We start from the raw sequence: 12,182 nt of genomic DNA on the forward strand, positions 1-12,182 counted from the left end.
TCTCCTTCACTCAAGGGTTTAGCATTGCTACATGATGGATCTCGGCAGGCTCCGCGCGCTGCACGCCGTCGCCACTCACGGATCGGTCGGCGCGGCCGCCTCCGTGCTGGGTTTCACGCCGTCCGCGGTGTCGCAGCAGATCGCCAAACTCGAACGCGAGACCCGCACCACGCTGCTGGAACGCCGTGGCCGGGGCGTCACGCTCACCGACGCCGCCTTCGGTCTCGCGGCCACCGCCGCGCAGGTGCTGGCGCTGGTCGAGGAGGCCGAGGTGACCCTGGAGGAGCAGCGCGGGGCCGCCGTCGGCACGTTGACCATCGGCTCCTTCGCCACGGCCGCGCGCGGCCTGCTGCCGATCGTCCTGGCCGACCTGATCGCCCACCACCCGGCGCTGGACGTCCGCACGGTCGAACTGGACCCGCCGCTCGCGCTGGAGGCCGTGGCGCGCGGCGAACTGGACCTGGCCGTCACCCACGACTGGGACAACGCCCCGCTGGCCATCCCCGAGTCCCTTTCCCGCAGCACCCTCGGCCAGGACGTCGCGGACGTCCTGCTGCCCGCCGGGCACCCGTTGGCCGACCGCCCGTTCCTGGTGCCCGAGGACCTGGCGGACCAGCGGTGGATCTGCCAGCCCGAGGGCACGATCTGCCACGACTGGCTGGTGAAGACGTTCCGCGCGGCGGGCATGGAACCGGACCTCGCCCACCGCGTCGGCGAGTACGAGACCCAGATCGCCCTGCTGTCCCAGGGCATCGGCGTCGGCCTGCTCCCCCGCCTCGGCCGCGGCCCCCTCCCACCGACCGTCCGAGCCGTGGCCCTGCACCCCACACCAACGCGACGGCTGTTCGCGGTGTGGCGCGCGACGGCCAGCAGACGCCCCGCGATCACGGCCACGCTGGCGGCGCTCCGCAGCGGCTGGGAGCACCGCAGCACGGCGTCAGGCGAGGTCGCCGGCGATCGCGTCGACCACGTCGGTGACCCAGGAGGGCTCGCCGAGGTCTCGTGACCACAACGCCGACTCGGCCGCCCGCGCCTGCGCCCAGCGCCGGACCCGCTCGCGGTCGACCTCGGCCGCGTCGGCGAACTCGGCGATCGCCCGCTCCACGTCCGGGGGCCGGGCATACCACTCGCCGCGCAGCAGCGGCAGGAAGTCGTAGGCCGGGTCGCCGACGAAACCGTTCGGGTCCACGGCGGTCAGGTCGCCGTCGCGGCGCAGCAGGTTTCCGAAGTGCAGGTCGCCGTGCACCAGGACGGCGGGGTCGTCAGCCGCCATCTCCCGCGCGTTGGCCACGGCGGCATCCACCACCTTGCGCCCCAACGGGTTCCCGAGGCGAGCGGCGTGCGCGGGCACCTCGTCCACCCACTGGAGCGCTCGCTCGGCCAGCGAGGGCAGGCCGGGCGGTGCGGGGACGGCCAAGCGGCGGGCGAGCCGTCCCACGGCGGTGAACGGGTCGGGGACCTCGTCCCCCAACGGGGACAGGCGTTCGAGGAGCATCGCGTACCGGTCGTCGGCGCGGTCCAGCAGTCGGGCCGCGCCGTCGCCGTTCCACGCCGTCAGCACGACAGGTTCCGCGGCGTTGACGGCCAGCGGGAACGACAGCTTGAGCACCGCGTCCGACCCGTCCGCGCGGACGACCGGGAGCACCACGCCGACAGAGCCGTGCGCGGGAGGCCCGGACACCGTGCAGGACCAGCGTTCCAGGAATTCCTCGACCAGCGCGGGGAGTTCGCCGATCCACGTGCTGCCTGCGTCGCCTTCGCGCACGACCGTCGCCTCGGCGAACGCCGGGGGAACGGTCAGCACGTGAACCGCACGTCGTGGTCCTTGCCGGGCGCGAGGAAGTCCAGCAGTTTCAAGCCTTCCCGAGTCAACGCGCTCTGGTCCCTTTTAGACACCTTCCGGTACGGCGTGATGGACAGGACGCCCTTGTCGGCCTTCCAGGTCCCGCTGAGGTAGCCGTCGAGCAGGAAGCTGGGTGGGAACACGCCGTTCAGGACGCCGCCCCACAGCTTCCGGTGTTCGTCGGTCATGATTCGCGTGCGGTCGGCGTGGGACAGCAGGACGTTGTCGAAGTCCGGCAGGAAACGGGGCGGTGCGGGGGTTTCCGGGTCGGTGAGGACGCCGTCCGGGACGTCCAGGAGTTCCCGGCCCGCCTCGTCGCGGTACCGCACCAGGTCCAGCCGGTCCACGACTGCGCGCAGGCCCGTCAGCCTCGACCACGCCGCCACGTCCGCGACCGTCGCCGGCCCGAACGCGGCCAGGTAGCGGAGCACGGCGTCGTCCGCTGGGGCCGCGTCCGGGATGTCCTTGCCCAGCCACGTGGACGCGGCGGCGTTGAGCGGTGATCCGCTGCGGCCGAACACCCCGCGCGGCGGCACCTGCACCATCGGCAGCAGGGACTGGAGCACCGTGCCCAGGCCGCTGACCCCGTGGTCCGGCCACCTCTCGGTCACCGCGGCCACGAGTTGGGCGTTGGTCATCGGCGCGGCGTCGAGCAGCGGTTTCGCGATGGCCACCAGATCCGCCAAGACCACGCCCGTCGGGACGCGCCCGGCGGTCGTGGTGCGGGTCAGCATCGCCTGGAGCACGGGCCGCAGCCGCACGCAGTCGCGGGCCGTCACGAGGTGCAGCGTGCCGCGCATGAGGGTCGTGCGGACCGCTGTGCGGTCCACCAGCATCGTGCCGACCCGATGGGCGTCGAAGTCCGCCAGCCGCGACCACAGGGCGACGTACGGCGACGCCGTGGCCTGGGCCTGGAGCCCGACCAGGCGCTCGATCGCCTGCTCGGGCTCCAGGTCGTGCCGTTCCAGCAGCATCTGCCTGGCCAGCGTGGTGCGGTTGAGCGTGCGGTTGTCCAGCATCTACAAGCTCTGGAAGAACGCGCGGACGTCCTCGGCGAGCAGGTCCGGCTCCTCCAGCGCGGCGAAGTGGCCACCCCGGTCGAACTCGGTCCACCGCACCACGGTCGTGTGCTTCTCGACCAGCGCCCGCACCGACCGGGCGATCTCCGCCGGGAACACGGCGACCGCGGTGGGCGTGGTCGAACGGTCCTGGAACCGGTTCGGGGACTCCTTGTACAGCCGCGCGGACGAGCCCGCGGTGCCGGTGAGCCAGTAGATCATCACGTTGGTGAGCAGGTGGTCCCGGTCGACGGCCTCCTCCGGCAGCTTCTCCGAGTCCGTCCACTCCTTGAACTTCTCCACGATCCACGCGAGTTGCCCGACCGGGGAGTCGGTCAGCCCGTACGCGAGCGTTTGCGGCCGGGTGGCCTGGATCGCCCGGTACCCGGACCCGTCGGCGGCGAAGCGCGCGAGGTCGTCCAGCCGGTCGTTGTCGTCGTCGGACAGCGCAGACCGGTCGGCGGGCGGGTTCGCCAGCAGGAAGTTCACGTGCACGCCGACGACGTGCTCGGCGTCCAGCACGCCCAGCCGCCGGGCGATCGTCGCGCCCCAGTCGCCGCCCTGCGCCCCGTAGCGGTCGTAGCCGAGTTGCGCCATCAGCTCGGCGAACGCGGCCGCGATGCGCTTGGTCGTCCAGCCGGTGTCCGGCTGAGGCCCGGAGAAGCCGTAGCCGGGCATGGACGGGATGACGAGGTGGAAGTCGCGCGACAGCGGTTCGACCACCTCCAGGAACTCCACGAACGAGCCCGGCCAGCCGTGGACGAGGATCAACGGCAGCGCGTTCTCGTTGGGGGACTTGACGTGCGCGAAGTGGACGGTCGTGCCGTCGATGGTCGTGGTGAACTGCGGGAGGGCGTTGAGCCGCGCCTCCCAGGCGCGCCAGTCGTAGCGCGTGCGCCAGTGCTCGACCAGCTCGCGCAGGTAGTCGACCGGCACGCCGTCGGCCCAGCCCGACCCGGCGGGCTGGGCGGGCCAGCGGGTGTTGGCCAGGCGCGCGGCGAGGTCGTCGAGCTGCTCCTGGGGAACGTCGATGCGGAACGGCTTCACTTGAGGTCTCCGAAGAACGTGCGGACGTCGGCGGCGAGCAGGTCGGGTTCCTCCATGGCGGCGAAGTGGCCGCCCCGGTCGAACTCGGTCCACCGCACGATGGTGTTGGTCTTCTCGGCGATCGACCGCACCGGCAGGGCGATCTCGCCGGGGAACAGGGCCACGCCGGTCGGGGTGGTCGACGGCTTGACCGCGCCCCAGGACTTCACGGCCTCCTTGTACAGCCGGGCGGACGACCCCGCGGTGCCGGTGAGCCAGTAGACCATCACGTTGGTGAGCAGGTGGTCGCGGTCGACGGCGTCCTCCGGTACGTCCGTGGAATCGGTCCACTCCTTGAACTTCTCCACGATCCAGGCGAGCTGCCCGACCGGGGAGTCGGTCAGCCCGTACGCCAGCGTCTGCGGGCGCGTGCCCTGGATCCGCTGGTAGCCGGACCCGTCGTCGGCGAACCGCTTGAGGCGCCCGAGCCGCGCGCGGTCGTCGTCGGTCAGGCCGGTCAGGTCGTCGTCGGGACGGGTGACCAGCATGTTCAGGTGCACGCCGACCACGTGCTCGGCGTCGAGGATCCCGAGTTCGCGCGACACGGCGGAGCCCCAGTCGCCGCCCTGCGCGCCGTAGCGGTCGTAGCCCAGCCGGGCCATCAGCTCGGCCCACGCCGCCGCGATGCGGGGCACGTTCCAGCCGGTGTCGGGGGTGGGACCGGAGAAGCCGTAGCCGGGCATGGACGGGATCACCAGGTGGAAGTCCCGCGACAGCGGCTCGACCACGTCCAGGAACTCCACGACCGAACCGGGCCAGCCGTGGGTCAGGACCAGCGGCAGCGCGTCCTCGTTCGCGGAGCGGACGTGCAGGAAGTGGACGTTCGCGCCGTCGATGGTCGTCGTGAACTGGGGGAACGCGTTGAGCCGCGCTTCCCAGGCCCGCCAGTCGTACCGCGTGCGCCAGTGCTCGACGAGGTCGCGCAGGTACGCGACGGGCACGCCGTCGGACCACCCCGTGCCCTCGGGTTCGGCGGGCCAGCGGGTGTTCGCGAGCCGGGCGCGGAGGTCGTCGAGCTGGGACTCCGGGATCTCGATCCGATAGGGCTCCATGGGTTCCACCATAGGAGGGATCGCGGACGCTTTCAGTCCGTGATGTCAGTAGCCGTGGCGTTGCAGGATGTCCTCCAGGAAACCGCTTGCCTCGGCGGCGGCGCGAATGGGGTCCCGGTCCCGCACGGCGTCCAGCAGGCCCATGTGCGACACCGGCGGGTCGAGGTCCTCGTCCACCGTGGCCGTGATGCTCGCGCGGACGGTTTCGTTCAAGCCGCGGTATAGCTCGGCGAGCAGCGTGTTGTGCGACGCTTGGACGAGCAGTCCGTGGAAGGCGGCGTCGTGCTCGATCATCCGCTCCCAGTCCTTGGCGGCCATGGCCGCGTCCCGCTCGGCGAGCAGCGCGGTCAGCTTGCGCAGGTCGTCCTCCGTGCGGTGCGACGCGGCCAACCGCGCGCCCTCGACCTCGAGCGTCCGGCGCACCTGGAGCACCTCGCGCAGTTCGTTGCCGCACAGCCTGCGCACCGCGCCGGAGATCTCGCTCGTGGCGCGCACGAACGTGCCGTCGCCCTGCCGGACCTCCAGCAGTCCCGCGTGGGACAGCGCCCGGACGGCCTCGCGCACGGTGTTGCGGCCGACCCCCAGGGCCTGGACCAGTTCCGGTTCCGGCGGGATGCGGCGGCCCACGGGCCATTCGCCGCTGCTGATGGCCCCTCTCATCTGGTCGATCACCTGATCGACGAGGCCGGCCCGCCGGGTAGTGGCCAATGGCACAGCAAAGTCCTTTCATCCGAACATCCCATGTCTGGGACAGTAGTCGGGTGACGATTCCGCGATCGATACCGTCGAGTGATAACACTGCCACCGATCGTGGTGTTTCCGCGACGGTTCAAGCACACGGAGTGGTCGAACCCGTAGGACGACACCGACAAGTGGCTGTCACGGGGGGCATCCTCTTGGCGGCGGGCGTCACTCTCGCGGCAGCCAACCTGCGACCGGCTGTCACGAGCCTCGCGTCGGTCCTGGGCGACGTCAGAGCGGGTCTCGGCGTGTCGGCGGGGTGGACGAGCCTCCTCACGGCCGTTCCCACCCTGTGCTTCGGCGGCGCCGCGTTCGCCGCCCCGTGGATCGGCCGCCGCCTGGGCCTCAAACGAGCCGTCGGAGCGGCGCTGCTGCTGCTCACGGTCGGGCTGGTCCTGCGCGTGGTGGACGGCCCGTTCGTGGTGCTCGGCGGCACGTTCGTGGCGTGCGCGGGCATCGCCCTCTGCAACGTCCTCATCCCCGTGGTGGTCAAGGACTCGTTCCCCACGAAACTCGGCCTCGTCACGGGTGTCTACACCGCGGCCCTCGCGGCGGGCGCGGCCATGGGCGCCGCGCTGACCCCGCCGCTGGAGGCGTTCCTCGGCTCGTGGCGGGCGGCGGTCGGCGCGTGGGCGCTGCTGTCGCTGGCGGCGCTGGTGCTGTGGCTGGCCGGGTCCCGCCGCGTCGCGGGCCGCGTGACGGGCGCCCCCGCGGGCCGGTCGCTGCTGCGCGTGCCGCTGGCGTGGGTGATGACGGTGTTCTTCGGGCTTCAGGCGATGCTCGCGTACACGGTGATGGGCTGGCTGCCCGCGATCCTGGGCGACGCGGGCGTCGACCGCACCACGGCGGGCCTGCTGCTCGCCATCACCGTCGTCCTCGGCGTCCCGGTCAGCCTGATCGTCCCGCCGCTGGCCGCCCGCTGGCCGTCGCAGACCGGCATGGTGATCGTGCTCGGCCTGCTGTCCCTGTCCGGCGTGCTGGGCCTGGCGTTCGCACCGGGCGCCGCACCCGGCCTGTGGGTGCTGCTGGTGGGCCTGGGCATGGGCGGGATGTTCCCGCTGGCGATCGTGATGGTGTCGCTGCGCACGTCGACCACGGCCGACACGGCCAGGCTGTCGGCGATGACCCAGAGCATCGGCTACCTGCTGGCGGGCACGGGCCCGTTCACGTTCGGCCTGCTGCGCGACTCGACGGGCGCGTGGACGGCCTCGATGGCGCTGCTGGCGGGCATGGTCGTGGCGCTGACCGTGCTCGGCTCCATCGCGGGCCGTCCCCGCACCGTCTGACTCAGTCCTCGAGCGGCAGGTTGAGCAGGGCGTTCTCGACGAGTTCCGGCATGGCCGGGTGGATCCAGTACTGGCCCTTCGCCATCGAGCGGGCGTCCAGGCCGAAGCTCATGGCCTGGATGAGGGGCTGGATCACGGTCGGGGCCTGCGGGCCGATGATGTGCGCGCCGAGGATCTTGCCGGTCTTCGGGTCGGCGAGGACCTTGGCGAAGCCGGTCTGGTCCTCCATGGCCCAGCCGTAGGCGATCGACGCGTAGGCCTGGCTGCCCTTCACGTACGCCACGCCCTGCTCGACCGCCTGCTCCTCGGTGAGGCCGACGGACGCGATCTGCGGCGACGAGAACACCGCCGACGGCACGTACCGGTGGTCCGACGCCTTCGGCGCGTCCGGGTGCAGCAGGTTGTGCTGGACGACGCGGCCCTCGTGGTTCGCGACGTGCTTGAGCTGGTGCTCGGAGCTGATGTCGCCGAACGCGTAGATGCCGTCCACCACGGTCTTCTGGAACTCGTCGACGACGATCCGGCCGTCCGGGTGGGTGGTCACGCCGGTCTGCGCGAGGTCGAGCAGGTCGGAGTTCGGGGTGCGGCCGACGGCGACGAGCAGCGTGTCGGCCTCGACGACCTCGGCCCCGTCCGGGCCCTCCAGGTGCAGGCGGAGGCCGGTGTCGGTGCGTTCGGCGCGCACGGTCTTGCGCTGCAACCGGACGTCCCACTTCTCGGCGGCGATCTCCGTGAAGCGCTCGGCGATCTCGTGGTCCTCGTGGCGCAGCAGCATGTTCGAGCGCGCGATGAGGGTGACCTTCACGCCGAACGACGAGAACACGTGCGCGAACTCGGCCGCGACGAACCCGCTGCCGAGGATGACCATGCTCTCGGGCAGCTCGTCGAGCCGCATGATCGTGTCGCTGGTGTGGTAGTCGACGGTGTCGAGGTCCACGACGTCCGGGATGACCGGCCTGCTGCCCGCGCCGATGGCGAACCGGTCGGCGGTGATGACCTCGCCGGTGCCGGTGTCCAGCGTCTTCGGGCCGACGAACTTCGCGGTGCCCTGGTAGACGGTCGTGTTGGGGTTGCCCTCGGCCCGCCAGCGCAGCCCGCCTGCCGAGATGGGGTCGATGCGGCCGAAGATCCGGTCCCGCACGTCCGGCCAGCGCACGCCGTCCAGGTGCTCGTCCACGCCGAACCTCGCCGCTCCGCGAGGGGTCGAGGCCACGTCGGCGGTGTGCACGAACATCTTCGTCGGGATGCAGCCGACGTTGAGGCACGTCCCGCCGAACACGCCCTTCTCGACGATCGCGATCTGCTGGTCCGCGAACCGCTCGTCGGGGATCGAGTTCCCGGAGCCGCTGCCGATGATGACGAGGTCGAAGTGCCGCACGATGCCGTCCTGCCTGGTAGGTGAGGGTGCCACTCTCTCAAACGGGCAGGACGGCCGTGCGATTCCCGCTCAGGTCTGCTGAAAGACCGGCGTAATGATCGCCCGCGCGAGCGTGTGGAACGCCAGGTTGAAGCTCACGACGGCGGGCGAGGCGTCCCCGTCCACGTCGAGCTTCTCCACGTCCACCGCGTGCACCACGAAGTAGTACCGGTGCGCCGGGTCGCCCTCCGGCGGGGCCGCGCCGCCGAACGCGCGGGTGCCGTAGTCGGACCGCACGTGGAACGCGTCACCGGGCAGCGTGCCGTCCTTCTCACCCGCACCGGCGGCCAGCTCGGTCACGGACGCGGGCAGGTTCACCGCCACCCAGTGCCAGAACCCCGACGGCGTCGGCGCGTCCGGGTCGAAGCACGTCACGGTGAAGCTCTTCGTGCCCTCGGGAAACCCGGACCAGCTCAACTGCGGCGACGTGTTGCCACCCGCGAACACCTGCGCCTGGTCCAGCGCCTCGCCGTCGCGGACGTCGGTCGACGTCACGCTGAACGAGTCCACCGCGGGCAGCAGCGAGTACGGGTCGGGAGCGGCGGGACGCTCAAGGCTCATGGAGTCCTCCAGGGGGTGATCTTCGGGATTCCGAGCCTAGTGCGACCACCAGGGCGGCGCAGTTTCCGCCGTTCGCAACCCGCGGGGGTGGTCGGGCGTCTCTAATGGGTGGGCGCTTCTCGGGGCGGAGCGCTTTTGGCCAACTTGGGGAGGGGTAGCCATGAACACTCGCTTGCGCGCGGTCGCGGTCTTGTTCGCCGTGTTCACCGCTGTGCTGACGATGGTGTCGACCGCGTCGGCGGCGCCGAGCACGCCGTTGCTCACGAACGTCCGGGTCGGGGCGCACGCCACGTACGACCGGATCGTGTTGGACTTCACCGGGCCGAAGCCGACGATCCCGTTCGCGCAGGTCGTGCCGGAGCTGGTCTACGACGGGTCCGGCAAGCCGGTCGACCTGCCGGGGACGTTCTTCTACCAGGTCGTGGCGTGGCCGGGGGCCGCTCACGACGACAACGGCAACCCGACGTACACCGGGCCGCGGAAGTTCACGACCCCGCAGCTGGCGAACGTGCAGGGGTTCGCGATCACCGGTGACTTCGAGGGGCAGCTGACGGTGGGGCTCGGGTACCGGCGGGCCACCTGGCAGACGGTGACCGTGTTGGAGAACCCGACGCGCGTCGTCATCGACATCGGCGTCTAGTTCTTAGGCGCCGCACGAGGAAGGGCCCTCGCTCGATCACCGAGCGGGGGCCCTTTCACGTCCTGGCGACGGCTACGCCGCGGCGGTCACCGCCGACGAGGCGGGCTCCAGGGCGTGGACCAGCACCTCGCGGACGTCCGCGACCAGGTGCACGGTCAGCGCCTCGCGGACCGACGCGGGCACGTCGTCCAGGTCGGGCTCGTTGCGCGCCGGGAGCAGCACGGTCGTGATGCCCGCCCGGTGGGCGGCCAGCAGCTTCTGCTTGACGCCGCCGATCGGCAGCACGCGGCCGGTCAGCGACACCTCGCCGGTCATCGCCACGTCGGAGCGAACGGGTCGGCCCGACAGCAGGGACGCCAGCGCGGTCGTCATGGTCACGCCCGCGCTCGGGCCGTCCTTCGGCACCGCGCCCGCGGGGACGTGGATGTGCACGCCCCGTTCGGCCAGCGCGCCGACGCCGAACCCGAACTCCTCGTCGTGCGACCGCAGGTAGGACAGCGCGATCTGCGCCGACTCCTTCATCACGTCGCCGAGCTGCCCCGTCAACGTGACGCCGCTCGCGCCGGAGTCCTTGGCCGCCAACGAGGCCTCGATGAACAGCACGTCGCCGCCGGCGCCCGTCACGGCCAGACCCGTTGCCACACCGGGAACCGAGGTGCGCTCGGCGGATTCCGGCGTGTGCTTGGGCTTGCCGAGGTAGCCGCGCAGGTCGGGAACGTCCACGCCGACGGGCAGGATGTCCTCGTCCATCGCGACCTTGGCCGTGACCTTGCGCAGGATGCGCGCGAGGCCGCGTTCCAGTTGCCGCACACCGGCTTCACGGGTGTACTCGCCCGCCAGCTTGCGCAGCGAGTCCTCGGAGATCGTGACCTCCTCGGGCGTCAGGCCGGCCTTCTCCAGCTGCCGGGGCAGCAGGTGGTCGCGGGCGATCGTGACCTTCTCGTCCTCGGTGTAGCCGTCGAGCTGCACGAGTTCCATGCGGTCGAGCAGCGGCGCCGGGATCGTGTCGAGCACGTTCGCCGTGGCCAGGAACACCACGTCCGACAGGTCGAGGTCGACCTCCAGGTAGTGGTCGCGGAACGTGTGGTTCTGCGCCGGGTCCAGCACCTCCAGCAGCGCGGCCGTCGGGTCGCCGCGGTAGTCCGAGCCGACCTTGTCGATCTCGTCCAGCAGCACGACGGGGTTCATCGTGCCCGCCTCGGTGATGGCGCGGACGATCCGGCCGGGCAGCGCGCCGACGTACGTGCGCCGGTGGCCGCGGATCTCGGCCTCGTCGCGCACGCCGCCCAGCGCCACGCGGACGAACTTGCGGCCCATGGCCCGTGCGACGGACTCGCCCAGCGACGTCTTGCCGACGCCGGGAGGACCCACGAGGGCCAGCACGGCCCCGCTGCGACGGCCGCCCACGACGCCCATGCCGCGGTCGGTCCGCCTGCGGCGCACCGCCAGGTACTCGGTGATCCGCTCCTTCACGTCGTCCAGCCCGGAGTGGTCCGCGTCCAGCACGGCGCGCGCGCCCAGGATGTCGTAGGCGTCGTCGGTGCGCTCGTTCCACGGCAGCTCCAACACCGTGTCCAGCCACGTCCGGATCCACCCGACCTCGGGGGACTGGTCGGACGTGCGCTCCAGCTTGTCGACCTCGGCGAGCGCGGCCTTGCGGACGTGCTCGGGCAGGTCGGCGCCCTCTACGCGGGCCCGGTAGTCCTGCTCCTCCGTCGCGGGCTTGCCGTCCAGCTCGGCCAGCTCCTTGCGGATCGCGGCCAGCTGCTGGCGCAGCAGGAACTCCCGCTGCTGCTTCTCCATGCCCTCCTTGACGTCCTTGCGGATCGTCTCGGCGACGTCCAGCTCCGCCAGGTACTCGCGACCCCACACGAGCAGCTTCTCCAGCCGCGCGTTGACGTCGTTCGTCTCCAGCAGCCAGACCTTCTGCTCCTCGGTCACGTACGAGGCGTAGCCCGCGAGGTCCGCGAGGGCCGACGGCTCGTCGACCTGCTGCACGGAGTCGACGACCTGCCACGCGCCGCGCTGCTGGAGGATCGTGGTGACCAGCCCGCGGTACTCGCGGACCAGCTCGGCGGTGTGCTCGTCGGAGGCTGGGATGTCGGCGACGGTCGCCTCGACCCACAGCGCCGCGCCCGGCCCGGTCGTGCCGGTGCCGATGCGCACCCGCTCGGTGCCGCGCACCACGGCCGCGCGCTCGCCGCCGGACAGCCTGCCGACCTGCTCGATCACGGCCAGCGTGCCGACCTTGGCGTACTTGCCGTCCAGCCTCGGGACCAGCAGCAGCTGCGCCTTGGTCCCGCTCTCGGCGGCGGCGGTGGCGGCCTCGACGGCGGCGCGGGCCTCGGCGTTGGCGTCCGCACCGGAAAGCCGGATGGGGACGACCATGCCGGGGAGCACGACCACGTCGTCGAGGGGCAACACCGGAAGAGCCAGAGTCCTGCCCATCAGTTCACCCTCCAAAGTTGAGTCTGACTGGCTCAACCAAGTAGAGCCGG

General features: G+C 71.6%; 11 protein-coding genes. 3 read left to right on the top strand and 8 right to left on the bottom strand.

Annotation, left to right across the window (positions count from 1 at the left end; translation table 11 throughout):
- Positions 1 to 31 precede the first annotated feature (31 nt).
- Positions 32 to 1,006, top strand: coding sequence for a LysR family transcriptional regulator (locus ACFWW9_RS04935; protein ID WP_390371478.1), 975 nt, complete (start codon positions 32 to 34; stop codon positions 1,004 to 1,006).
- Here the strand turns inward: ACFWW9_RS04935 and ACFWW9_RS04940 are convergent.
- Genes ACFWW9_RS04940 through ACFWW9_RS04960 form a run of 5 tightly spaced genes read right to left on the bottom strand, consistent with a single transcriptional unit; the run spans position 938 to position 5,753 of the window.
- Positions 938 to 1,804, bottom strand: a complete 867-nt coding sequence (locus ACFWW9_RS04940) for an aminoglycoside phosphotransferase family protein (RefSeq protein ID WP_390371481.1) — start codon at positions 1,802 to 1,804, stop codon at positions 938 to 940. The genes ACFWW9_RS04935 and ACFWW9_RS04940 overlap by 69 nt on opposite strands.
- A complete protein-coding gene (locus tag ACFWW9_RS04945; RefSeq protein WP_390371484.1) occupies positions 1,798 to 2,862 on the bottom strand; it encodes a winged helix DNA-binding domain-containing protein in 1,065 nt (354 codons plus the stop codon). Before ACFWW9_RS04945 ends, ACFWW9_RS04940 begins: the two co-directional genes overlap by 7 nt.
- Positions 2,863 to 3,948: an epoxide hydrolase family protein gene (locus ACFWW9_RS04950; RefSeq protein ID WP_390371487.1), complete on the bottom strand. Its 1,086-nt coding sequence runs from the start codon at positions 3,946 to 3,948 to the stop codon at positions 2,863 to 2,865.
- Entirely contained in the window at positions 3,945 to 5,039 is a 1,095-nt protein-coding gene (locus ACFWW9_RS04955; RefSeq protein ID WP_390371490.1) for an epoxide hydrolase family protein, read from the bottom strand. The genes ACFWW9_RS04950 and ACFWW9_RS04955 overlap by 4 nt, the downstream gene beginning before the upstream one ends.
- A 45-nt stretch (positions 5,040 to 5,084) precedes the next feature.
- Positions 5,085 to 5,753, bottom strand: a complete 669-nt coding sequence (locus ACFWW9_RS04960; RefSeq protein WP_390371493.1) for a FadR/GntR family transcriptional regulator — start codon at positions 5,751 to 5,753, stop codon at positions 5,085 to 5,087.
- A gap of 158 nt (positions 5,754 to 5,911) precedes the next feature.
- On the opposite strand from ACFWW9_RS04960, the gene ACFWW9_RS04965 reads away from it, so the two are divergent.
- On the top strand, positions 5,912 to 7,066 hold the full coding sequence (locus ACFWW9_RS04965) for an MFS transporter (RefSeq protein WP_390371496.1): 1,155 nt from the start codon (positions 5,912 to 5,914) through the stop codon (positions 7,064 to 7,066).
- Position 7,067: 1 nt separating this feature from the next.
- On the opposite strand, the gene ACFWW9_RS04970 is transcribed toward ACFWW9_RS04965, so the two are convergent.
- Together ACFWW9_RS04970 and ACFWW9_RS04975 are read right to left on the bottom strand one after the other, a co-directional pair.
- Positions 7,068 to 8,444, bottom strand: coding sequence for a mycothione reductase (locus tag ACFWW9_RS04970; protein ID WP_390371613.1), 1,377 nt, complete (start codon positions 8,442 to 8,444; stop codon positions 7,068 to 7,070).
- A 69-nt stretch (positions 8,445 to 8,513) separates the two neighbouring features.
- Positions 8,514 to 9,044 carry a YbhB/YbcL family Raf kinase inhibitor-like protein gene (locus tag ACFWW9_RS04975; RefSeq protein WP_390371498.1) on the bottom strand — a complete coding sequence of 177 codons (531 nt, stop codon included), beginning with the start codon at positions 9,042 to 9,044 and terminating at the stop codon, positions 8,514 to 8,516.
- 160 nt (positions 9,045 to 9,204) lie between these two features.
- Here ACFWW9_RS04975 and ACFWW9_RS04980 point away from each other — a divergent pair, with 160 nt between their 5' ends.
- Complete coding sequence (locus ACFWW9_RS04980) at positions 9,205 to 9,684, top strand: hypothetical protein (RefSeq protein WP_390371501.1); 480 nt, start codon at positions 9,205 to 9,207, stop codon at positions 9,682 to 9,684.
- A 72-nt stretch (positions 9,685 to 9,756) separates the two neighbouring features.
- Here ACFWW9_RS04980 and lon read toward each other — a convergent pair whose 3' ends face one another.
- Entirely contained in the window at positions 9,757 to 12,132 is a 2,376-nt protein-coding gene (gene lon, locus ACFWW9_RS04985) for an endopeptidase La (RefSeq protein WP_390371503.1), read from the bottom strand.
- Positions 12,133 to 12,182 lie beyond the last annotated feature (50 nt).

The organism is Umezawaea sp. NPDC059074 (assembly GCF_042738955.1).
Taxonomy (GTDB): Bacteria; Actinomycetota; Actinomycetes; order Mycobacteriales; family Pseudonocardiaceae; genus Umezawaea.

What these genes read in the sequence shown, in the direction of transcription:
- ACFWW9_RS04980 (WP_390371501.1), top strand. Translation starts at nt 9,205, where the DNA reads ATGAACACTCGCTTGCGCGCGGTCGCGGTCTTGTTCGCCGTGTTCACC.
- ACFWW9_RS04955 (WP_390371490.1), bottom strand. Translation starts at nt 5,039, where the DNA reads ATGGAGCCCTATCGGATCGAGATCCCGGAGTCCCAGCTCGACGACCTC.
- ACFWW9_RS04975 (WP_390371498.1), bottom strand. Translation starts at nt 9,044, where the DNA reads ATGAGCCTTGAGCGTCCCGCCGCTCCCGACCCGTACTCGCTGCTGCCC.
- ACFWW9_RS04945 (WP_390371484.1), bottom strand. Translation starts at nt 2,862, where the DNA reads ATGCTGGACAACCGCACGCTCAACCGCACCACGCTGGCCAGGCAGATG.
- ACFWW9_RS04935 (WP_390371478.1), top strand. Translation starts at nt 32, where the DNA reads ATGATGGATCTCGGCAGGCTCCGCGCGCTGCACGCCGTCGCCACTCAC.
- lon (WP_390371503.1), bottom strand. Translation starts at nt 12,132, where the DNA reads ATGGGCAGGACTCTGGCTCTTCCGGTGTTGCCCCTCGACGACGTGGTC.